Source organism: Streptomyces sp. PsTaAH-124 (assembly GCF_000373685.1).
In the GTDB taxonomy this organism is placed as follows: domain Bacteria; phylum Actinomycetota; class Actinomycetes; order Streptomycetales; family Streptomycetaceae; genus Streptomyces; species Streptomyces andamanensis.
This window is the reverse complement of sequence record NZ_KB892209.1, coordinates 283,164-303,869: the sequence shown is the minus strand read 5'-3', so window position 1 is coordinate 303,869 and position 20,706 is coordinate 283,164. Positions and strand designations below refer to the sequence as shown.

At 74.1% G+C, this 20,706-nt stretch carries 18 protein-coding genes; 8 read left to right on the top strand and 10 right to left on the bottom strand.

Annotated elements, in window-relative coordinates:
* The first annotated feature begins 6 nt into the window (after nt 1-6).
* The 4 genes from B086_RS0138505 (at nt 7) to B086_RS0138490 (ending at nt 5,538) form a co-directional block, all read left to right on the top strand.
* Nucleotides 7-1,506: an MFS transporter gene (locus B086_RS0138505; protein ID WP_018571779.1), complete on the top strand. Its 1,500-nt coding sequence runs from the start codon at nt 7-9 to the stop codon at nt 1,504-1,506.
* Between the two features lie 354 nt (nt 1,507-1,860).
* The gene (locus B086_RS0138500; RefSeq protein WP_018571778.1) at nt 1,861-3,687 is read left to right on the top strand and encodes an AMP-dependent synthetase/ligase; all 1,827 of its coding nucleotides are present in this window, start codon (nt 1,861-1,863) and stop codon (nt 3,685-3,687) included.
* Nucleotides 3,688-3,813: 126 nt separating this feature from the next.
* Nucleotides 3,814-4,650 carry an aldo/keto reductase gene (locus B086_RS0138495; RefSeq protein ID WP_018571777.1) on the top strand — a complete coding sequence of 279 codons (837 nt, stop codon included), beginning with the start codon at nt 3,814-3,816 and terminating at the stop codon, nt 4,648-4,650.
* Nucleotides 4,651-4,842: 192 nt separating this feature from the next.
* The gene (locus tag B086_RS0138490; protein ID WP_018571776.1) at nt 4,843-5,538 is read left to right on the top strand and encodes a glycoside hydrolase family 75 protein; all 696 of its coding nucleotides are present in this window, start codon (nt 4,843-4,845) and stop codon (nt 5,536-5,538) included.
* Nucleotides 5,539-5,647: 109 nt separating this feature from the next.
* On the opposite strand, the gene B086_RS0138485 is transcribed toward B086_RS0138490, so the two are convergent.
* The 6 genes from B086_RS0138485 to B086_RS0138460 form a co-directional block, all read right to left on the bottom strand.
* Entirely contained in the window at nt 5,648-6,592 is a 945-nt protein-coding gene (locus tag B086_RS0138485; protein WP_018571775.1) for a class I SAM-dependent methyltransferase, read from the bottom strand.
* Nucleotides 6,593-6,789: 197 nt separating this feature from the next.
* Nucleotides 6,790-8,547, bottom strand: a complete 1,758-nt coding sequence (locus B086_RS0138480) for a glycoside hydrolase family 6 protein (RefSeq protein ID WP_026253217.1) — start codon at nt 8,545-8,547, stop codon at nt 6,790-6,792.
* 162 nt (nt 8,548-8,709) lie between these two features.
* Complete coding sequence (locus B086_RS46040) at nt 8,710-8,841, bottom strand: hypothetical protein (protein WP_018571773.1); 132 nt, start codon at nt 8,839-8,841, stop codon at nt 8,710-8,712.
* 409 nt (nt 8,842-9,250) lie between these two features.
* On the bottom strand, nt 9,251-10,000 hold the full coding sequence (locus tag B086_RS0138470; RefSeq protein WP_018571772.1) for a class I SAM-dependent methyltransferase: 750 nt from the start codon (nt 9,998-10,000) through the stop codon (nt 9,251-9,253).
* Nucleotides 10,001-10,027: 27 nt separating this feature from the next.
* On the bottom strand, nt 10,028-10,333 hold the full coding sequence (locus B086_RS0138465) for a 4a-hydroxytetrahydrobiopterin dehydratase (protein ID WP_018571771.1): 306 nt from the start codon (nt 10,331-10,333) through the stop codon (nt 10,028-10,030).
* A 135-nt stretch (nt 10,334-10,468) separates the two neighbouring features.
* Entirely contained in the window at nt 10,469-11,578 is a 1,110-nt protein-coding gene (locus B086_RS0138460) for an ADP-ribosylglycohydrolase family protein (protein ID WP_018571770.1), read from the bottom strand.
* 40 nt (nt 11,579-11,618) lie between these two features.
* On the opposite strand from B086_RS0138460, the gene B086_RS0138455 reads away from it, so the two are divergent.
* On the top strand, nt 11,619-12,458 hold the full coding sequence (locus B086_RS0138455) for a helix-turn-helix domain-containing protein (protein ID WP_018571769.1): 840 nt from the start codon (nt 11,619-11,621) through the stop codon (nt 12,456-12,458).
* Nucleotides 12,459-12,510: 52 nt separating this feature from the next.
* Complete coding sequence (locus tag B086_RS0138450) at nt 12,511-13,374, top strand: helix-turn-helix domain-containing protein (protein WP_018571768.1); 864 nt, start codon at nt 12,511-12,513, stop codon at nt 13,372-13,374.
* Between the two features lie 395 nt (nt 13,375-13,769).
* Here the strand turns inward: B086_RS0138450 and dnaK are convergent, their stop codons facing one another.
* The 4 genes from dnaK to B086_RS0138430 all read right to left on the bottom strand — a co-directional run bounded on the left by dnaK (nt 13,770) and on the right by B086_RS0138430 (nt 19,148).
* Nucleotides 13,770-15,674, bottom strand: a complete 1,905-nt coding sequence (gene dnaK / locus B086_RS0138445; RefSeq protein ID WP_018571767.1) for a molecular chaperone DnaK — start codon at nt 15,672-15,674, stop codon at nt 13,770-13,772.
* A gap of 177 nt (nt 15,675-15,851) precedes the next feature.
* Nucleotides 15,852-16,277, bottom strand: a complete 426-nt coding sequence (locus tag B086_RS0138440) for an OsmC family protein (RefSeq protein ID WP_026253216.1) — start codon at nt 16,275-16,277, stop codon at nt 15,852-15,854.
* Between the two features lie 141 nt (nt 16,278-16,418).
* Nucleotides 16,419-18,548, bottom strand: a complete 2,130-nt coding sequence (locus B086_RS0138435) for an alkaline phosphatase family protein (protein WP_037874630.1) — start codon at nt 18,546-18,548, stop codon at nt 16,419-16,421.
* Between the two features lie 162 nt (nt 18,549-18,710).
* Complete coding sequence (locus tag B086_RS0138430; protein WP_051115996.1) at nt 18,711-19,148, bottom strand: hypothetical protein; 438 nt, start codon at nt 19,146-19,148, stop codon at nt 18,711-18,713.
* Nucleotides 19,149-19,234: 86 nt separating this feature from the next.
* Here B086_RS0138430 and B086_RS0138425 point away from each other — a divergent pair, with 86 nt between their 5' ends.
* Complete coding sequence (locus tag B086_RS0138425; RefSeq protein WP_018571763.1) at nt 19,235-20,008, top strand: MBL fold metallo-hydrolase; 774 nt, start codon at nt 19,235-19,237, stop codon at nt 20,006-20,008.
* The gene (locus tag B086_RS0138420) at nt 20,005-20,646 is read left to right on the top strand and encodes a DedA family protein (protein WP_018571762.1); all 642 of its coding nucleotides are present in this window, start codon (nt 20,005-20,007) and stop codon (nt 20,644-20,646) included. The genes B086_RS0138425 and B086_RS0138420 overlap by 4 nt, the downstream gene beginning before the upstream one ends.
* Nucleotides 20,647-20,706: the final 60 nt, after the last annotated feature.

Below are 20,706 nucleotides of genomic sequence, written 5' to 3'. Positions count from 1 at the left end.
AGAGACATGCGTACGTGGGGGCCGCTGACGGCGGTGTGCCTGGGCACGTTCATGCTGCTGCTGGACGTGACGATCGTGGTCGTCGCGCTGCCGGACATGGCGCGGGCGCTGCACGCGTCGCTGGGCGATCTGCAATGGGTGGTGGACGGCTACGCGCTGGCGCTGGCCGCGCTGCTGCTGGGGCTGGGGGCGGCGGCCGACGCGCTGGGGCGGCGGCGGGTGCATGTGGCCGGGGTGGTGCTGTTCGCGGTGGCGTCGCTGCTGTGCGGGCTCGCGTCCGGGCCGGGCACGCTGGTGGCGGCGCGGGCCGTGCAGGGGGTGGGCGCCGCGGCGATGTTCGCGACGACGCTGCCGCTGCTCGGCTCGGTCTACCAGGGGCGGCAGCGGTCGGCGGCGCTCGGGGTGTGGGGCGCGGTGAGCGGCGGTGCCGCTGCGGTCGGGCCGGTGCTGGGCGGGGTGCTCACGGAGGGGCCCGGCTGGCGGTGGATCTTCTTCGTGAACCTTCCGGTGAGCGTCGCGGCGATCTGGCTGACCCTGCGGATGGTCCCGGAGTCGAAGGGGCGCGCGGGGGCGCGGATCGACTGGCTGGGCACGGTGGCCTTCGCCGCCTTCGCGGGCGGGGCGACGTACGCCGTGGTGCGGGCCGGGGAGGACGGCTGGGGTTCCGCCGCGACGCTGGGCGCCTCGGCGCTGGCCGTGGCGGCGCTGGTGTGCTTCGTGCTGGTGGAGCGCCGGGCGGCGCATCCGCTGCTCGATCTGTCGCTGCTGCGGGTGCCCGCGTTCGTGGGGGTGATGGCGGGCGGGTTCGTCTTCAACGGGGTGGCGTTCGGGACGACGCCGTACCTGTCGCTGTGGATGCAGACGCTGCTGGGCATGAGCCCGGTGCGGGCGGGTCTGACGCTGCTGCCGATGACGGTGGCCGCGATGGCGGTCGCGATCGCGGCCGGGCGGCTGCTGCACGGGGCACCGGCGCGTCGCACGATCGGCGGCGGGCTGCTGCTGATCGGCGCGGGCTGCCTGGCGCAGGCGGTGCTGGGTGCGGGCTCGACCTGGACGGCGCTGATCCCGGGGTTCGTGCTGGTCGGTGCGGGCACCGGGCTCGTCTCGCCGACCGTCGCCGGTGCGGCGCTGGCCGCGGTGCCCCCGGAGCGGGCCGGTATGGCGGGCGGCGCGGTGAACACCGTGCGGCAGCTCGGGTACGCGCTCGGGGTGGCCGTGGCCGGAACCGTACTGGCCTCGCGGATGCGGGACACGCTGCCGCGCGAGGCGGCGCACACCCTGGCGGGCGGCGGCGCCGGGGCGCTGCGCGGCTCGTTCCCCGAGCACACGCTGCGGGCGGCCTTCGCCTCGGGTCTCGACGCGGCGCTGCTGGTGGCCGGGTGCGCGGGGCTGGCGGCGGCGGTGCTGGTGGCGGTGCTGGTCCGGCCGCCGCGCGGCCCGCGGGGCACGGCGCCCCGGTCCGGGGCGCGCCCGCTGCCGGGGAAGGAGACGGTGTCCCAGGGGTGACCGGGCGCCCGTCCGCGGCTCCGTCCGTGCACCCGTCCGCCCGCCGGTCGACCCGGCCCCTTACACCCGTCCGCCCGTGCGCCGGAGGTGCCGATCCGGCCACGGGAGGGTCAGGGGGTCGTACAGATTCGGTGGAGATACCGGCACCGAAACTCACTGAACCGCGGGATCTTCTGTCCGACCCTGCCCCATGTGAGCGCTTTTTCCGTCGCTGACCTGGGCGGACGCGACCGCCGTCCGCTTCCGGCCCGCCCCGGGGCCCCGGTTTCCGTGGGGTAGCTTTCACGGCGCTGTGCGGAGCGTCACAGGCGTCCGGGAGTCGAACCGGAGCGGGAACGGAAGCGGGAGCGGGGTTTGCGCGAGTTCACCAGCCCTCCGTCGGCGTCGGCACCGCCGGTGGGCGGCCTGGCCGACGCCGTGTTCCAGCACGCCGAGGCCGACCCGTCGTACGTCGCGCTCGGCCGCAAGGACGCCTCGGGCGGATGGCGGGAGGTGACCTCCGCCGGCTTCCGCGACGAGGTGCTGGCCCTCGCCAAGGGGCTGCTCGCCCAGGGCGTGCGCTTCGGCGACCGGGTCGCGATCATGTCGCGCACCCGCTACGAGTGGACGCTGTTCGACTTCGCGCTGTGGACCATCGGCGCCCAGGTGGTGCCGGTGTACCCCACTTCCTCGGCCGAGCAGTGCTTCTGGATGCTGTACGACGCGGAGGTGTCGGCGGCGGTCGTGGAGCACGAGGACCACGCCATGACGATCGCGACCGTCATCGACCGGCTGCCCCGCCTCGGCCGGCTGTGGCAGCTCGACGCGGGCGCGGTGCAGGAGCTGAACGAGGCGGGCGCGCCCCTGGACGACGAGGTGGTGCACCGGCACCGCGAGGCGGTGACACCGGAGTCGGTCGCCACGGTCATCTACACCTCCGGCACCACCGGCCGCCCCAAGGGCTGCGTCCTCACCCACGGCAACTTCATGACCGAGGCGGACACGGTCCTCGACCGGTGGGAGCCGGTGTTCCACTCCCGCCGGGGCGACGAGGCGTCGACGCTGCTGTTCCTGCCGCTCGCGCACGTCTTCGGCCGGATGGTGGAGGTGGCGGCGGTCCGCGGCCGGGTCCGTTTCGGCCATCAGCCGCACCTGCACGCGGCCGCGCTGCTGCCGGACCTCCAGGCGTTCCGGCCGACGTTCGTCCTGGCGGTGCCGTACATCTTCGAGAAGGTGTTCAACGCGGCCCGGCGCAAGGCGGAGAAGGAGGGCCGGGAGGGGGCCTTCGAGAAGGCGGTGGACGTGGCGGTGAAGTACGCGGACGCGGTGGAGGCGAAGGCGTGGGGCTTCGGGCCGGGCCCGTCGGCCGCGCTGCGCGTGCAGCACCAGCTCTTCGACAAGCTCGTGTACGCCAAGGTGCGGGCCGCGATGGGCGGCCGGATCCGCAACGCGATGTCCGGCGGCTCGGGCATGGACCGGCGGCTCGGCCTGTTCTTCGCGGGCGCCGGGGTGCAGATCTACGAGGGCTACGGGCTGACCGAGTCGACGGCGGCGGCCACCGCCAACCCGCCGGACCGCACCCGCTACGGCACGGTCGGCCGGCCCATCCCGGGGGTCACCGTGCACCTCGCCGACGACGGCGAGGTCTGGCTGCGCGGCGGCAATGTCTTCCAGGGCTATCTGAACGACCCCAAGGCCACCGACGAGGCGCTGCACGACGGCTGGCTGGCCACCGGTGACCTCGGCGTCCTCGACGACGACGGCTATCTCACCATCACCGGCCGCAAGAAGGAGATCCTGGTGACCTCCGGCGGCAAGAGCGTGGCACCGGGCGTGCTGGAGGAGCGGGTGCGCGACCATCCGCTGGTCGCGCAGTGCATCGTCGTCGGCAACGACCGCCCGTACGTCGCCGCCCTGGTCACCCTGGACCACGAGGCCGTCGAGCACTGGCTCCAGATGCGCAACAAGCCGCGGCGCGGCCCGGCCGAGCTGGTGCACGACGCGGATCTGGAGACCGAGGTGCGGCGCGCGGTGGTGGCCGCGAACACCCTGGTGTCCCAGACCGAGTCCATCCGCACCTTCCGCATCCTCGCCCAGCCCTTCACCGAGGAGCACGGTCTGCTGACGCCGTCCCTGAAGCTGAAGCGCCGGGCGATCGAGGACGCGTACGCGGCCGAGGTGGAGGCGCTGTACCGGGGGTGAGCCGCGGGTGCGGACCGGCTCGCGCGGTGGTGATTCCGGCCGGATCCCACGGTCAGGAATGCGGCACGGCTCGTGATCGTTGACGATAGGAGTACCACTTCACGTCGACCGAAGGATCCACACCTCGTGAGCAGCCAGGTCCCCCCGATCATCCTCAACAACGGCGTCGAGATGCCCCAGCTGGGCTTCGGCGTCTGGCAGGTGCCGGACGACGAGGCAGAGCGCGCGGTCACCACCGCTCTGGAGGCCGGGTACCGCAGCATCGACACCGCGGCGATCTACGGCAACGAAGAGGGCACCGGCCGGGCCGTCGCGGCCTCCGGCCTGCCCCGCGAGGACCTCTTCGTCACCACGAAACTCTGGAACGGCGACCAGGGGTACGACAGCACCCTGCGCGCCTTCGACACGTCCCTGGCCAAGCTCGGCCTGGAGTACGTGGACCTCTACCTGATCCACTGGCCGATGCCGTCCAAGGGCACCTATACGGACACGTACAAGGCGTTCGAGAAGCTGTTCGCCGACGGCCGGGTCCGGGCGATCGGCACCTCCAACTTCCTGCCGGAGCATCTGCGGGAGCTGATCGCCGAGACCTCGGTGATCCCGGCGGTCAACCAGATCGAGCTGCACCCGCACCTCCAGCAGCGCGCCGCCCGCGAGTACCACGCGGAGCAGGGCATCGCGACCGAGGCGTGGTCGCCGCTCGGCTCGGGCAAGGGCCTGCTGGAGGTCCCGGCGATCGTGGCGATCGCGCGCAAGCACGGCCGCACCCCGGCCCAGGTGGTGCTGCGCTGGCACCTCCAGCTCGGCAACATCGTGATCCCGAAGTCGGTGACGCCGTCCCGGATCAAGGAGAACATCGAGGTGTTCGACTTCAGCCTGGACGACGAGGACCTCGCGGCGATCAGCGCCCTGAACGAGGACCGGCGCCTCGGCCCGCATCCGGCGGAGTTCGAGGTCGTCTGACCCGGCGGGCCGGACCGGCCCCCTGTGCGTGAGTGCCCCGCCGCCACCGCCGCACGGCGGTGGCGGCGGGGCACTTCCCGTCCCCGCGGTCCGGACATCCCCGTACGCCACCCTTGACGCGCACATGGCCAAGGGGCCACCTTGTATCGCACCCGGTCAGGAAAGTTTCCTAACAGAAGGGTTCCCCCCACCGTGCGCGTACGAACTCTGGCCCTCGCCGCCGCCTCCGGAGCCGCCCTGCTCGCCGCCGGAGTACTCCCGGCCCGTGCCTCCGGCGCTACCGCTCCCCGCTCCGCCCAGGAAGGCTCGGTCAGCGCGGCCGACCTGCTCGCCAAGGTGAAGTCCTGTTCGCAGATCTCCAACGGCAAGTACAAGACCGACGACGAGACCTCGGCCACCGTCCCCGTGTGCGGCAAGAACGGCGCGGTGTTCTGGAAGGCCGACATGGACATCGACTGCGACGGGCAGCGCACCACCAACTGCAACGAGGACCGCGACCCCTGGTACCAGGACGACACCCGGTTCCACCAGTCCGACGACAAGCCGCTCAAGGCGGAGTCGCTGCCGTACGTCGTGGTGCCCAGCTCCAGCAGCATCTGGAACTACGCCGACTCCGGCATCAAGGGCGGCGGCGTGGTCGCCGTCATCTACAACAACAAGGTCGAGTACGCCGTCGTCGGCGACACCGGACCGAGCAAGATCATCGGCGAGGCGTCGTACGCCACCGCCAAGGCCCTCGGCATCGACCCCGACCCGGAGACCGGCGGCGCCGACTCCGGCGTGACGTACATCCTGTTCAAGAACTCGAAGGCGTCGCCCATCGAGAGCCACAGCGCGGCCGTCACCCTCGGCGACAAGCTCGCCAAGCAGTTCATCGCCGCCAACTGAGCGGCCGGGCGGGCGGGTCCGGTGCACGGCACCGGACCCGCCCGCCCCGTCCGCGGCGCCGTACGCGTCAGGCGGTACGCGTCAGGCCGTACGCGTCAGGCCGTACGCGTCAGGCGGTGCGGACGGCCGTGTGCACGGTGTGCGCCTTCAGCACGAAGACGTCCTTCCTGCGGTGCACGCTCGCCTCGTCCTCCGGGTCCAGCAGGCGGTCGAGCGCGGCCAGGTCGGCGGCGGCGAGCTCCTCGGCCGTTCCCTCCCGCATCCGGGCCAGGGTCGCGGCCACATAGGCGCGGGCCGGTCCGGAGACCGGGGCGGGCAGGTCCAGCAGGAAGGTGCGGGTGCCGGTGGGCTTCAGCCCGGCCGAGGCCAGCAGTTCGGGCCAGTCCTCGGTCTCGGTCACCGAGCCCGGCAGGTCCTCGCGCATCCGGGTGAACCAGTCGGCCTCGACCGCGTCCAGCCGGGCCTGGAGCGCGGGGCGGCCGAAGCCGATGTCGCGGGGCAGGAAGCGGGCCGGCAGACCGCCCTCCAGCAGGGCGAGCGTGCCGCCGGGGGCCAGCCGCTCGGCGAAGGCGGCCAGCGCGGCCCGCTGGTCACCCAGGTGGTGCAGGCTGTTGCTGGCCCACAGCAGATCGGCCGGGTAGCCCACCTCGTCCAGCGCGCCGGGCAGTTCACCGGTCACCGTGGTGAGGCGGTCGGCCAGACCCAGCCGGTCCGCGCGGGCGCGGGCCAGCTCCAGCAGCGGGGCCGAGCCGTCCACCGCCGCCACCCGGGCGCCCGGGAACGCCTCGGCGAACAGACAGGACACCACGCCGGGACCGCTGCCCGCGTCCACGATCAGACCGGGCTCGGGCGCCGACTCGCCCAGCCAGGCCATCGCCTCCCGGTACATCGGGGCGAACAGCTCCGCCTGGGACTCCAGCAGCGGCGCCAGCACGGCCCAGTCGAGGTCGCCGTGATCGTGGTGGTGCCCGGGGCGGCCCCCCTGGGCACCATCCTGGTGGCCGTGGTGGCCGTGGTGGTGCGGACCCTGGTGGCCCGCGTGCTCCTGCGCCATGGTGGTCTGCCTCTCGTCTCGGTGCGGCCAGCGTGCGCCGCCGCACCGCGCCGGGGCCAGTTCCCTTGCCGGGACCGCAAAAAACAGGCACGGATTTCCGCTCCTGGCAACGAGCGGCGGGGACCTGCGGCGCGGCCGTGCGATCCGCCGGGGCCGGTCCGGACCGGCCCCGGCGGATCACCCCCGCGCCCTCCCGGTCAGGACAGCGGCGGGTACGCGTTCTGCATCAGCTGCCGGAACTGGGCGGAGAACCAGTGCCCGGCCAGCGGCGCGTCGGCCAGCGCGCCCGAGGGGCTGTTGCCGTTGCGCGCGTTGCCCCCGTACGTCGGGTCGCACATTCGGTCGAAGCCCTTGCCCTCGTCGTTGGAGACGGCGGAGCTGGACCCGTCCGACTCCCCCGGCGGCTTCACCCACACATAGGCGTCGATCCCGGCGGCCGGGGCCGCCGTCGGCCGTTCGCCGAGCCCCGCGCCGCTCTGGTTGCACCAGTTGCCCGCGTGGATACGGCGGTCGACACGCCCCCCGTCGACATAGGCGTCCACGGAGGTCAGCGGCCCGGCTCCGGCCGGACGCGCGGAGCCGCCCCAGCCGTTGCGGGAGGTGTCGATGAGCATGCCGATGCCGGAGTCGAACCCGGCCGCCACCAACTGGCCGCGCAGCGCCTGGGCGTAGGACTGCTCGTCCACGTACTGGTTCCAGTCCACCCACTTGGACTGGCGCACGGTCTGCCCGTTCACGCTGTCGGTGACCTTGAGGTACGGCTCGGTCGTGGGGCTGTAGTTGGCCGTGTTGACGATGAATCCGGCCACGTCGCCCACGCTCGCGCCGTTGCTGGTCGCGGCGGCGCGGAACTCCTGCACGGACGGGCCGAGGTTGGAGTCCCAGCCCAGCCAGCCGTGGTGGGCGGCGTCGATGTAGTTGTAGACGTTGGGGACGGCGCCGAGCTTGCTCAGGGCGTAGCCGACGCCCTTCTCGTAGTTGCCGTTGGCCTTCATGGTCACGCAGGCGTCGGTGGTCGTGTCGGTACCGCCGGCGTTGGTGACCAGGTTGGGCAGCGAGTCGGGTTCGATGACGGTGGCGATGCGCAGCCCGGCGTACTCGGGATCGGCCAGGATCGCCGCGATCGGGTCGATGTACTCGGTCTCGTACCTGCCGAGGTCGGCGGGGCCGAGTTCGCCGTTGGAGGCGAGGGCCGCGCAGTCGCGTCCCGGCAGGTCGTAGATGACCAGCTGGACGACGAGTTCGCCCGATCCCTTCTGCTTCAGCGCCTCGTCGAGGTGGTCGCGCAGGCCCATCCCGCCATCGACGCCCCCGATGGCGGCGATCCGGTCGAGCCAGACGGCGGTGGGCTGACCGGCGACGCGGCTGCCGCCCGGTTCGGCGGCGGCCTTCGCGGACCACTCGGGGTTCACATAGACCTTGGCGCCTTCGTACGGGTTGGCCGCGCGTCCGCCCGGATCGGTGCTGCCACCGCCCGGGTCGGTCGTGCCACCGCCGGGGTCAGTCGTGCCGCCGCCCGGGTCCGTGGTGCCGCCGCCGGCGACGTCGCAGGCCGCTCCGTCGAGGGTGAAGGCGGCCGGGACGGCGTTGGTGCCGCTGTAGGTGCCCTGGAAGCCGAAGGTGGCGCCGGAGCCGGTGGCGAGGGTGCCGTTGTAGCTCTCGTTGGCGGCGGTGACGGCGGTTCCGCTCTGGGTGATCCGCGCGTTCCAGCCGCTGGTGACCTTCTGGTCCCCGGCGTAGGACCACTTCAGGGTCCAGGCCGACTTGGCGGCGCCGTGGTTGGTGACGGTGACGGCGGCCGTGAAGCCGGTGTTCCACTGGTTCTGCACCTGGTAGTCGACGGTGCAGGGCGCGGCGGCGGCGCTCGCGCCCGCGGGGACGGCGGTGAGCGCAAGACCCGTGCCCCCGGCGACCAGGGTCAGGGCGGCGAGCATCGCTGTTCTGCTGCGGCTCATGGGTGGGGAACTCCTCCTGTGGGATGGGACCTGGGACCTGTCCTGTGGGATGGGGCCTGGAACCTGCTGACGTGCCGGTGGCGCGGGGATCCGCGCCACCGGCGCACGGGCGTCCGGCCCGCCCGGCGTGCGGGAGGGGCGTGCCGGTACGGGAGGGGTGTGTCAGGGGGTGCGGGCGCGCAGGTGGCCGCGCGGTCCGGCGGCCGTGCGGCCGGGGTCCGGGAAGGCGCCGTCGTCGCACCGGCCCGTGCGGGCGGGTGGCGGCGAGGAGCGGGAAGAGCGGGGGTGGCGCATGAGCGACTCCTTGCAGACCGGGCGCGTCGAAAGGGACGCACCGACTGATGGAACCGCTCCCACTGGTGCGAGTGAAGGTAGCGCCAAGTCCCGCCGGAGAACAGGGGGCCGGTGACTTTCCGTTGACTTTTCGTCGGCGCTCCGTCGGCGCCCCGCCGCTCTGGCGCCGACTTTCCGACGTCACGGCCCGTCAGTGGAGGCTCGAATGTTTTCGCAGCGTCCAGCTCTTGACCGTGCCCTGACACGTCCGCACTATGGGAGCGCTCCCACTGGTCAAGGTCTGTCGTTCCTCCCCCGTTGTCCGAGCCGCACGGAGAGGATCCCCCGCCCATGCCTCCCTGACATCAGCAGGACGCCGAGCACCGCCCGCGCGCACGCCCGGCGTGCGGGCGCGGCGCGGGCCGGACGCTCAGCCTGCATCCGGCCTGCGGAACGCCCGCAGGCTGAAGACCGGGTCCGGACGCGGCCGGTCCTGGTCGGGCAGGGCCGCCAGCCGGGCAGCGAAGCCGTCGGCGAGCGGATCGCCGGGCGGCAGCGTGACGAACCAGCCGCGCCGCAGGTCGGCGATGGTGCCGCGCGGGCTGCGCCCCTGGCCGAGGCCGGGGAAGCGGGCCGCTCCGGCCGGGACCAGGCCGTGCGCCGCGGCGTACCCGGCGACCAGCCGGGCCTCGTCCCGGGCGGGGCTGGGCGGCCGGGAGGCGAGGGCGGCGTCGATGTCGCTGCCCACGTTGTGCGCGGCGGCCTTGTCGACCGTGGTGACGTACACCCCGCCGGGGCGCACCACCCGGGCGCACTCGGCGACCATGGCGCGGGCGTCGGCGGCGCTCGGGGCGAGGTGCAGGAGCCAGACGCTGACGACCGCGTCGAAGGCGCCGTCCGGGAAGGGCAGGTGCCGCAGGTCGGCGCGGACGACGGCGCCGGGCAGCCGCGCCGCGGCCCGGCGGGTCATCTCGGGCGCCAGGTCCACACCGGCCACCCGTCCCCAGGGGCGGGCGGCGGCGAGGCGGCGGGTGACGATGCCGGTGCCGCACCCGGCGTCCAGCAGATCCGTGCCGCCCGGGTCCAGCAGGCTCAGCACGGCGTCGGCCGCGGCGGCGGCCCGGGGCTCGCCGCCGCGCGCCGCGTCGTAGCGTTCGGCTTCCTCGTCGTAGTCCAGCACGCGGTTCCCCCCTGGTCCTGGCGTGGTTCAGCTCGCTCCGTGGGCCGGTGCGAGGTCCTGGACGCGGCGGGCGAGCCGGAGGTCCAGTTCGGTGACGGCGCCGCCCACGCTGTGCGTGTTCACGCTCAGGTGGACGGTGTGGTAGCCGAGGGTGAGGTCGGAGTGGTGGTCGAGTTCGTCCTGCACCTGGGCGATGTGCACCACGAGCGCGGCCGCCGCGATGTGCGAGCCGAGCCGGTAGGTGCGGGTGAGACAGTCCCCGTCGAGGGTCCAGCCGGGCAGATCGGCCAGCCGGTCCTCGATCTCCTGGTGCGGCAGCGGTGCGACGGCCATGGGCCGGCTCCCTTCCTGGGCGCCGCGGGGCGGCGCGGCCCGCGGCGGCGGTCTCGGGGCGTGCCGGTACGGCCTGCCCCGTTCAGCCTGCCACAGGAAGCCCGCCGGGAACCGGCCCGGCGGGCGCCGCGTGGCTCAGCCGGGCAGGCAGGCGGCCGCGAGGTCGTCGGCCAGGACGGCGATCCGGGCCCGTCCCTCCACGCGCTCCACCCAGGGGTGCGGCAGGGCGTGGTCGCCGTGCCGGGCGCCGAGGATGTTCCCGCAGACCGACCCGGTGGAGTCGCTGTCGCCCGAGTGGTTGACGGCCAGCAGCAGCGCCTCCTCGGTCCCGGGGGCGGCGAGGGCCGCGTAGACGCCGATGGCCAGGGCCTCCTCGGCGATCCACCCGGCGCCGAGCCGCTCCACCCGCTCCGCGCTCGGGGCGCCCTCGGCGGCCAGGTCGAGGGCCTGGGTGAGGGCGGCGGTGGTCTCCTCGTGGCCGGGGTGGCGGCCGAGCAGGCGCAGCGCGCGCAGCACGGCGCCCTCCACGGACTCCCCGTCCACCAGGTGCGCGACGATCGCGGCGAGGGCACCGGCCGCGTAGTAGCCGGTGGGGTGGCCGTGGGTCGTCTGGGCACAGCGGGCGGCGCTGTCGAAGGCCTCCTCGGCGGTGGCGCCGGTGAGCCCGAAGGGCGCCGAGCGCATCACGGCGCCGCAGCCCTTGGAGTCGGAGTTAATGGGTCCGGGCGGGCCGAGCGGGGCGGCCGGGTCGGGCACGAGGTCCAGGGCGAGGCCGGACAGGCAGGCGTTGCCGGGCGCGCGCCGGGAGTACAGCCACCCTTCGGTGACCAGTCCGCCGCGCGGGCCCGCGTAGGAGCCGCCGGAGGGCTGGGCGAGTTCGCTCTCGTGCGGTCCGGTGCGGCGCTGGGTCTCCAGCCAGCGTTCGTAGGCCCAGCGCACCAGCCGGAACCCGGCGCTGCCCAGGCGCGGGCCGTGGCCCTGCTGGTGCGCCTGGCGCAGGCCCTCGACGGTGAACAGGGTCATCTGGGTGTCGTCGCTGACCAGGCCGACGGCCCCGGCCCCGGTGGGTGCGGTGACCAGGCCGGTGAGGCCGCGCGGGCCGTGGGTGGCCCGGATCCGCTCCAGGGCGCTGAACTCGATCGGATAGCCGAGGGCGTCCCCGACGGCGCCGCCCAGCAGACAGCCGCGGACCCTCGCCCGGTACACGGCCACCGCTTCCCCCGACGGCTTCCCCAGCTCGTTCATGCGGTCACTCCTCGACAGCGTTTCGACTACGGTCGTACGTATGACCATTCTCGCGACCGGTGACGTCCGGGTCCCCACCGCCCCCTCGGGCCGTGGTGCGGGGCCGCTGCTGCGGGCCTGGCGGGAGCGGCGGCGGATCAGCCAGCTGGAGCTGGCGCTGCGCGCCGACTCCTCGGCCCGGCACATCAGTTTCGTGGAGACGGGCCGCTCCCGGCCGAGCGAGGAGATGGTGCTGCGGCTGGCGGAGCAGCTGGAGGTGCCGGTGCGCGAGCGCAACGCGCTGCTGCTGGCGGCCGGTTACGCGCCGCGCTATCCGGAGACGCCGCTGGACGATCCGGCGCTCGGCGCGCTGCGGGAGGGTCTGGAGCGGCTGATCCAGGGGTACGAGCCGTATCCGGCGCTGGTGGTGGACGCGGTGTACGACGTGGTGACGGCGAACCGCGGGGTGGCGATGCTCCTGGAGGGCGTCCCCGAGCGGCTGCTCGCGCCGCCGCTGAACGCGATGCGGCTGACGCTGCACCCGGAGGGCCTCGCGCCGCGCATCCGCAATCTGCGCGAGTGGCGGGGGCATCTGCTGGCGCAGATGGAGCGGCAGATCGCGCTGGACCGTTCGGAGGCACTGCGCGCGCTGTACGAGGAGGTGGCCGCGTACCCGGTGCCGGAGCCGGAGCCGGGCGGCGTCCCGGAGGAACCGGCCGGGGAGGTGCCGTACTTCGCGCTGCCGATGCGGATCGAGCACGACGGGCAGGTGCTGTCGTTCGTGTCGTCGATCTCCACGTTCAACACGCCCATGGACGTGACGGTGGCGGAGCTGGCGATCGAGACGTTCCTGCCCGCCGACCCGGCGACGGTGAAGTACCTTCGTTCGCTGTCGGCTTGAGGTGGTGTGACAGACTGCTGCGCGGTTGTCGGCACGGGTCGGGAGGCGTGGCGTGAGTGAGCGGCGGCCCGCGCCCACCGTGGGTCAGGTGGTGCTCGGCAGAAGGCTCCAGGAGCTGCGGGAGGCGGCCGGCCGCACCCGCGAGGAGGCCGCGCAGGTGCTGCGGGTGACCGCGGCGACCGTGCGGCGCATGGAGCTGGCCGAGGTCTCCCTGAAGATCCCCTATGTGCAGATGCTGCTGGCGACGTACGGGGTGGGCGAGGCGGAGGCGGCCACCTTCGTGCGGCTGGCCGAGGAGGCCAACGAGCCGGGCTGGTGGCAGCGGTTCCACGATGTGCTGCCGGAGTGGTTCAGCCTGTACGTGAGCCTTGAGGGCGCGGCCCGGCTGATCCGCTCCTACGAGCCGCACTTCGTGCCCGGACTGCTCCAGACCGAGGAGTACGCGCGCGCCGTGCTGGAGGCCGGGACGGTCGGGCAGACGGGCGCGGAGGCCATCGAGCGGCATGTGTCGCTGCGCATGGCCCGTCAGGAGCTGCTGGAGCGCCCGGACGCGCCGCATCTGTGGGTGATCGTCGAGGAGACGGTGCTGCTGCGGCCGGTGAGCATCCGCGGCGCGGTGATGCGCGAGCAGTTGGACAAGCTGCTGGAGTACACCGAGCGGGACCGGGTGACGGTGCAGGTCGCGGAGTTCGCGGACGGCCCGCATCCGGGGACGTACGCGCCGTTCTCGCTGTTCCGCTTCGCCGAGCCGGAGCTGCCCGACCTGGTCTACACCGAGTATCTGACCGGCGCGCTGTATCTGGACTCGCGCAAGGAGGTCTCCGCGCATCTGGAGGTCCTCGACCACATGACGGCCCGCGCGGCGACCGCCGAGCGCACCCGCAAGCTGCTGCGGGAGTGCCGCGAGAGGTACTGACCGGGACGGCCGGGAAGCCGTACGGCCGTACAGCCGTACGACGGGACCGGCCGGACCGGACACCCGCACGCGGCTCGGCACCGGCCGTCCGCACCCGGCGCGGGTCGGCGGCTGGTGGCCGGACGCCGGGGGCGACCAACCGGTGGGCGGTGAGCCGGGCCGCCGGATCCCGGCCGCCCTCCGCCGACGACAGCGCGGTACGGCGGAGGGCGCCGCCGACCACGTGCGGGCCAGCTCACCCACCGGTACGCCGGTCTACCCGTTTCACCGGGGCGATTCGCCGTACTGCCCGCGGGCGCGGAGGGCATCTGCCGGTGCACGTGGGCACGGCCGTCAGCCCCTGACCCGGGCCCGCCCGTACGGAAGCCGCCGGGGGCGTACACCCCGCGCGCGGGTCAGGAGGCGTCGCCCTTCGGGCCCTCGCCGTCGTCGCGGCCGCCGCTCGTGCCGCGGTCGTCGTCGACGATCTCCGCGTCCACCACCCCCTCGTCGTCCTGGGCGCCGCCGGTCCCGGCGGGTCCGGCGGCGCCCTCGGGCGGGCTCTGCTGCTGCGCCTGGGCGTACAGGGCCTGGCCCATCTGCTGGCTGACGGTGGCGAGCCGGTCGACGCCGGTGCGCAGGGCGGTGGTGTCGGCGTTCTTCTCCAGCAGGGACTTCACCTCGGCGGCGGCCGACTCGACCTCGCTCCTGGTCGCCGCGGGCACCCGGTCGCCGTTGTCGCGCAGGAACTTCTCGGTCTGGTAGACGAGTTGCTCGGCCTGGTTGCGGGTCTCGGCGGCCTCGCGGCGGGTGCGGTCCTCCTCGGCGTACTGCTCGGCCTCGCGCATCATGCGGTCGATGTCGTCCTTGGGCAGGGCGGAGCCGCCGGTGACGGTCATCTTCTGCTCGCGGCCGGTGGCGAGGTCCTTGGCGGACACGTGCATGATCCCGTTGGCGTCGATGTCGAAGGCGACCTCGATCTGCGGCACCCCGCGCGGGGCGGGCGGCAGCCCGGTGAGGTCGAAGACGCCGAGCTTCTTGTTGTAGGCGGCGATCTCGCGTTCGCCCTGGTAGACCTGGATGCCGACGGAGGGCTGGTTGTCCTCGGCGGTGGTGAAGATCTCCGAACGCTGGGTGGGGATCGTGGTGTTGCGCTCGATCAGCTTGGTCATGATGCCGCCCTTGGTCTCGATGCCGAGGGACAGCGGGGTGACGTCGAGCAGCAGCACGTCCTTGACGTCGCCGCGGATCACCCCGGCCTGGAGGGCGGCGCCGACGGCGACCACCTCGTCGGGGTTGACGCCCTTGTGCGGGTCCTTGCCGGTGAGTTCGCGGACCAGTTCGGTGACGGCGGGCATCCGGGTGGAGCCGCCGACGAGGATCACATGGTCGATGGCGGACAGCTTGACGCCCGCGTCCTGGACGGCCTGGTGGAACGGCTTCTTGCAGCGCTCCAGGAGATCGGCGGTGAGTTCCTGGAACTGGGCGCGGGTGAGCTTCTCGTCCAGGTGCAGCGGGCCCTCGGCGGAGGCCGTGATGTAGGGCAGGTTGATCGAGGTCTCGGTGGACGAGGACAGCTCGATCTTGGCCTTCTCGGCGGCCTCGCGCAGCCGCTGCACCGCCATCTTGTCGGCGCGCAGATCGATCCCGTACTGCCCCTGGAACCGGCTCGCCAGGTGCTCGACGATCCGCTGGTCCCAGTCGTCGCCGCCCAGGTGGGTGTCGCCGTTGGTGGCCTTGACCTCGATGACGCCGTCGCCGATCTCCAGCAGGGACACGTCGAAGGTGCCGCCGCCGAGGTCGAAGACGAGGACGGTCTGCTCCTCGCCCCGGTCCAGGCCGTAGGCGAGGGCGGCGGCCGTGGGCTCGTTGATGATCCGGAGCACCTTCAGACCGGCGATGTCCCCGGCCTCCTTGGTCGCCTGCCGCTGGGCGTCGTCGAAGTAGGCGGGCACGGTGATCACCGCGTCGGTGACGTCCTCGCCGAGGTAGGACTCGGCGTCCCGCTTCAGCTTCTGGAGCACCCGGGCGGACAGCTCCTGCGCCCGGTAGCGGGTGCCGTCGACCGAGCCCTCCTCGGGGAAGCGCCAGTGCGCGTCGCCCATGTGGCGTTTGACGGAGCGGGCGGTGCGGTCCACGTTCGTCACCGCCTGCCGCTTGGCGACCTCGCCGACGAGCACCTCGCCGCTCTTGGCGAACGCCACGACCGACGGGGTGGTCCGCGCGCCCTCCGCGTTGGCGACGACCGTGGGTTCGCCGCCCTCCAGGACGGCCACCACCGAGTTCGTCGTCCCGAGATCGATCCCGACCGCGCGTGCCATGGCCGTCCCCTTTCCCTGCTTTCCCTGCTTTCCCTGCTTTGCTTCCCCTGCTCTCCCCTGCGCTTCCGCCGCTGCTCTGCGCCCCGTCCGGGTACCCAGGCGGGCCGGGAACACGACGGCGCCGCACCCCCCTTCGCGAGAAGCGGGGGCGCGGCGCCGGGCGATGCGCGGGACGCGTCAGACGAGCTTGGCGTCCAGGGTGATCGTCGTGCCGGTCAGGGCCTGGCTGACCGGGCAGTTCTTCTTGGCGTCCTCGGCGGCGGCGACGAACGCGTCGTTGTCGATGCCGGGGACGGAGCCCTCGACGGTCAGGTGGATGCCGGTGATGCCCTCACCGGGCTGGAAGGTCACGTCCGCCTTGGTCTCGATCTTGGTGGGCGGGGTGCCGGCACCGGCCAGGCCGTGCGACAGCGCCATCGAGAAGCAGCTGGAGTGGGCGGCGGCGATCAGCTCCTCGGGGCTGGTCTTGCCGTTGGCCTGCTCGGCGCGCGACGGCCACGACACCGGCTGCTCGCCGATACCGGAGGAGTCGAAGGTGACGACGCCGTTGCCCTGAAGCAGGTTGCCTTCCCAGACGGTGTGAGCGGTGCGCGTGGTTGCCACGGTGTGTTCCATACCTTTCGCCTAGGTACCCGTTTCCGGGGTTCGTTCGCCCCTATCCGATCACATCCGCGCCGCGCGTACCCGCCGAACGGGGTGCGCCGCCCGACGTTCTCCGTCCGGCCTCGTGCGCGGGCCGAGCGGTCAGGCGGCCCGCTCCTCCTCCGGCCGGGCCGGACGCGGCACCCGCGGGGCGTCGGCGGCAGCGGCGGCCTCCGCCAGCCAGCGGCGCAGGACCCGGTGGACCTGCTCGGCGCCGACGATCTCGGCGCCGCCCTCGGCCGGCGGGGAGCACAGCAGCGGCGACAGCAGGAAGGGGCGGCCCTGCTGCCCGCCGAGCCCGCCGTGGGAACCGATCTGCTCCTCGAAGGCGAGCACCTCGCCGTCGTCCGGGTCGTGGCAGGAGTTGACCATGATGTCGGCGGTGTGCGGGAAGGAGTGGGTGCGGCGCACCGCGTCGGCCGCGCCGGGTCCGAACACGGCCAGCGGTCCGGGATCGGTGCCGAGGGCGGCGAGGGGTGTCTCCGCGCCGCGCGCGCCGAGCACCACGCCCCCGTGCTCCTCGCTGCGCACCAGCAGGAAGCCGACGCCGGGGTGGTTGGCGAGGGTGGGCAGCAGCGCGGGGTGGCGGGCGTCGATCTCCTCGCGGCTCATGCGGTGCGGGACGTCCGGGAAGGAGACCAGGCCCAGGTTGCCGGAGGCCAGGACGACGGGTTCGCTGCGGCGGCCTGCGGGCTGCCGCTCCCGCGGCTCCTCGGCCGGGCGGCGCAGCGCGGCCCGGACGGCGGCCCGCGCCTCGGCGCCGCTGCGGGTGCGCTCGGCCCTGCGGGGCACATGCAGTCCGCAGCCGGCCCGGACCAGGTCGCCGAGGGTGAGGCCGTAGCGGGCGTGGAAGGTCTCGCCGGGGCTCTGGCCGTGGTCGGACAGGACGACGATCCGGTAGGGGCGCGGGGCGTGCTCGGCGACCTTCTCGATCAGCGCCAGGGAACGGTCCAGGCGGCGCAGCACCTTCGCGGCGTCCCGGCTGTGCGGTCCAGAGTGGTGGGCGACCTCGTCGTAGGCGACCAGGTCGGCGTAGACGGCGGTGCGGCCCGCGAGCAGGTCGCCCATCACGGCGGCCACGACGACGTCCCGTTCGACGACGGTCGCGAAGGCGCGGACGAGCGGGTACAGCCCGCCGCGGGAGACGCGCGGGCGCTGCCCCCGGACGCGGGCGCGCAGCGACTCGCCGATCTCGCGGACCACCTCGGCGCCGAAGGACAGGGCGGTGCGCACCGCGTTGGCGGGGTCGCAGAAGTAGGCGAAGTAGCCCGCGCGGGAGCGGGTGCCGCGGCCGCGGCGCGCGGAGACGGACAGCACGAGGGCCAGTTCCCCGGCGCCGCCGCTGAACAGGTTGCCGCGGCTGGCGCCGTCGTCGCCGAGGAGTCCGTCGTCGCCGGTGCGGGCGACGGCGCGGCGCTGGAGCTCGACCGCGCTCGCCGGCCGGTTGCAGACCATGACCTCGCCGGTGTCCTTCTCGTACCAGCGGAAGGCGGGGATGTCGTGGTTGCTGCCGTGCAGGATGCCGAGCTGGCTCGCGCCGGTCTGGCTGGACCAGTCGGTGCGCCAGGGTGTGAGGCGGTGGGTGGGCGGGCGGCCCGGGGTGATGTCCGCGGCGGCGCCCGGGGCGGTCTCCGCGCCGGTGCCGGTGCCCAGCCAGCGGGCGACGGTCGGCATGAGGCCCTGGTCCACGGCGTCCCGCAGCACGTCGTGGCCGACGCCGTCGAGCTGGATCAGGACCGTGCCGGGCGTGCCCGAGCAGGGCGGCTGCCGTCTGCGGCGGCGGTCGGCGAGCCGGTGGAGTCTGCGGCGGTACGCCTCGTCGTCGCGCACGGCGAGGGCGCCGCCGGTGGCGGAGGCCACCGCGGACATCACCGCGGCCACGATGACGGCGGTCTCGGGGGCCGCCTGCGGGTGCCCGGAGGGGTTGACGCGCAGGGCGAGCAGCAGCAGCGAGCCGTTGAGGAAGAACACCAGCAGCCCGAGGACCAGCGCGGGCACGAGCAGCAGCAGCCGGACCAGCAGCGGCCAGACGACGGCCGAGAGGACACCGAAGGCACCGGCGCCCAGGGCCGCGGTCACCGCGATGGTGGTGGCGCTGTCGCCGTCGGCCGACTGGAGCCGGAAGTCCGGCAGGATCCCGGCGAGCACCAGCATGGTGACCGTGGAGACGGCCCACACCGTGATGCTCCGTCCCGCCTGACTGGCGGCCCGCCGCCACCACCCGCCTCGCACGTCCGCACCTCACGTCCCGGCCCGGGTCGTCCGCACGGGCCCGGTCCAGCTTGTCACACGGCCGGAGCGCACCGGCCCGTCGTCCACAGGCCGCGGGCCCCCACCGGCCCGTTGTCCACAGGCGGCCGGGCCCCGCCGGGCCGGGCGGCGCGTCAGAGCCGGTCAGCGGCCGTCGTAGCCCGCCGTCGGCATGGACAGGCGGCGGTGGACGCGGGCCTTCATCTGGGCGTCGTAGCAGGGTTCGGCGGTGCCGACCGTCTCCACGCGCACCCCGCGCCGCGCGCACTCCGCGGTGAACTCCTCCACGGAGGACAGCGCCCGCTCCAGCACCCGGCGGCTGGGCGCCACGAACAGGTCCAGGCCCGGCCGTACGCCTTCCCACAGGGCGCGGTGGTCGGTGCGCAGCCCGCCCACGAGCAGTTCCCGCGCGATCACATAGCCGTGCTCGGCGGCCCAGCTTGCGCACATCGCGTACTGACTGCGGGAGTCCACGAGGAAGGGGTCCTCGTTCAGCTCCTCCAGGGGGGTCAGACTGGCGATCGCCGTCACGCGGACCGGCGTCGCGACGCCCTGGCCGCGAGCGTCCCGCACATCTCCCATGGAGTCTCCCTCACCTCCGGGTTCTGCCCGCCGACCCTACCCCTGCACGTAGGCTCAGGGGGAGTCGCGCGAAGGAGGCAAAGAAGGTGCCGGTGGAGATCACCTGGTGGGGTCACGCGACGTGCACGGTCGAGGATTCGGGCGTGCGTGTGCTGACCGATCCGCTGTTCGCCCGCCGGCTCGCGCATCTGCGCCGCCGCCGGGGCGCACCGCCGCCGCCGGACGCCTGGCAGGCCGACCTCGCGCTCGTCTCCCATCTGCACGCCGACCATCTGCACCTCCCCTCGCTGGCCCGGCTCGCCCCGGGCACCCGCGTGCTGGTGCCGCGCGGCGCGGCGCGGGCGGTGCCGGGGCTGCGCCGGCTGGCCGGGCTGCGGATCACCGAGGTGGCGCCCGGCGACCGGTTCGAGGCGGGCGGGCTCGTGGTCCGGGTGGTGTCCGCGCGCCACGACGGGCGCCGGCTGCCCGTGGGACCGCACCGCTCACCGGCGCTCGGCTACGTCGTCGAGGGCGCCGCCCGGACGTACTTCGCCGGGGACACCGGCCTGTTCGAGACGATGGCCGAGGAGGTCGGGCCGGTGGACGTGGCGCTGCTGCCCGTGGGCGGCTGGGGGCCGTACCTCGGGGAAGGCCATCTGGACGCCGGGCGGGCGGCGCAGGCGCTGGCCCGGCTCGCGCCGCGCAGCGCCGTCCCGGTGCACTACGGCACGTACTGGCCGATCGGGATGGACGCCGTGCGCCCCCATGAGTTCTACGCGCCGGGCGAGGAGTTCGTGCGCCATGCCGCGCTGCGCGCGCCCCAGGTGGCGGTGCACCGGCTCGGGCACGGGGAGAGCGTACGGCCGGAGGTCGCCCGGTGATACGGCTCGCCGCCGCCGTCACGACGGTGGTGCCGCCGGAGTCCACCCAGCAGGCACTCGGCTATCCCTCGCTGTTCCTGCTGGTGCTGATCGGGGCGCTGGTGCCGGTGGTGCCGACCGGGGCGCTGGTCAGTTCGGCGGCGGTGGTCGCCGTGCACCAGACGGCGCCGTTCTCGCTGGCGCTGGTGTTCGTGACGGCGGCGCTGGCCGCGTTCCTCGGGGACGCCGCGCTGTACTGGCTGGGGCGGCGCGGGCTCGGCTCGAAGAACGGCTCGCGCTGGCTGGAGGCGATCCGCTCGCGCGCCCCCGAGGACCGGCTCGCGCAGGCGCAGGAGAAGCTCACCGAGCACGGTGTGGCGGTGCTGGTCCTCTCCCGGCTGGTGCCGGCCGGGCGCATACCGGTGATGCTGGCCTGTCTGCTGGCCCAGTGGCCGCTGCGCCGCTTCTCCCGGGGCAACCTGCCCGCCTGTCTCGCCTGGGCGGCGACGTACCAGGTGATCGGCATCCTCGGCGGGTCGCTGTTCCGGGAGCCGTGGGAGGGCGTGGCCGCCGCGATCGCCGTGACCGTGCTGGTCGGCGCGGCCCCGGCGGTGTGGCGACGGCTGCGCCGCTCGGCGCCGGTGCACCGCTCGGGCTGACCGGCGGGGCGGGACAGTGCCCGCAGGGGGTGCGCAGGAATTCCTGGCGAGGCCGCGCGC